This window comes from Hymenobacter koreensis, assembly GCF_039541855.1.
Classification (GTDB): Bacteria; Bacteroidota; Bacteroidia; order Cytophagales; family Hymenobacteraceae; genus Solirubrum; species Solirubrum koreensis.
The window spans coordinates 1-1,391 of record NZ_BAABHA010000020.1; the positions used below are offsets into that span (position 1 = coordinate 1).

At 56.1% G+C, this 1,391-nt stretch carries 1 rRNA gene; it reads left to right on the forward strand.

Annotated elements, in window-relative coordinates:
- Window positions 1-1,391: ribosomal RNA gene (locus ABD903_RS23235) — 16S ribosomal RNA — on the forward strand; the annotation flags it as partial.

Below are 1,391 nucleotides of genomic sequence, written 5' to 3' on the forward strand. Positions count from 1 at the left end.
AACGGGCGGTAGCAATACCGCTAGTGGCGCACGGGTGCGTAACGCGTAGGCAATCTGCCTATCTCTGGGGGATAGCCCGCCGAAAGGTGGATTAATACCGCATGACACTTCTGAACGGCATCGTTTGGTAGTTAAAGAATTTCGGAGATAGATGAGCCTGCGTGCCATTAGCTAGTTGGCGGGGTAACGGCCCACCAAGGCGACGATGGCTAGGGGAGCTGAGAGGCCGATCCCCCACACTGGCACTGAGATACGGGCCAGACTCCTACGGGAGGCAGCAGTAGGGAATATTGGGCAATGGGCGCGAGCCTGACCCAGCCATGCCGCGTGCCGGATGAAGGCCTTCTGGGTTGTAAACGGCTTTTGACCGGGAAGAAAAAACTCTTGCGAGAGGAATCGACGGTACCGGTTGAATAAGCACCGGCTAACTCCGTGCCAGCAGCCGCGGTAATACGGAGGGTGCAAGCGTTGTCCGGATTTATTGGGTTTAAAGGGTGCGTAGGTGGCCCCGCAAGTCCGTGGTGAAAGCCTCTTGCTTAACAAGAGAACTGCCATGGATACTACGGGGCTTGAGTCCAGACGAGGTTGGCGGAATAGAAGGTGTAGCGGTGAAATGCATAGATACCTTCTAGAACCCCGATTGCGTAGGCAGCTGACTAGGCTGGTACTGACACTGAGGCACGAAAGCGTGGGGAGCAAACAGGATTAGATACCCTGGTAGTCCACGCCGTAAACGATGGATACTCGCTGTGGGCGACATACGGTCCGCGGCTTAGCGAAAGCGTTAAGTATCCCACCTGGGGAGTACGCCGGCAACGGTGAAACTCAAAGGAATTGACGGGGGCCCGCACAAGTGGTGGAGCATGTGGTTTAATTCGATGATACGCGAGGAACCTTACCTAGGCTAGAATGCGCGTGACCGGCTCAGAGATGAGCCTTTCCTTCGGGACACAAAGCAAGGTGCTGCATGGCCGTCGTCAGCTCGTGCCGTGAGGTGTTGGGTTAAGTCCCGCAACGAGCGCAACCCCTATGTTTAGTTGCCAGCGGATTATGCCGGGGACTCTAGACAGACTGCCTGCGCAAGCAGTGAGGAAGGCGGGGACGACGTCAGGTCATCATGGCCCTTACGCCTAGGGCTACACACGTGCTACAATGGGCGGTACAGCGGGTTGCTACTTAGCGATAAGATGCCAATCTCCCAAAGCCGCTCTCAGTTCGGATCGAAGTCTGCAACTCGACTTCGTGAAGCTGGAATCACTAGTAATCGCGTATCAGCAATGACGCGGTGAATACGTTCCCGGGCCTTGTACACACCGCCCGTCAAGCCATGGAAGTCTGGTAGACCTGAAGCTGGTGCCCCGCAACGGAGCCAGTTAGGGTAGAACAGGTAA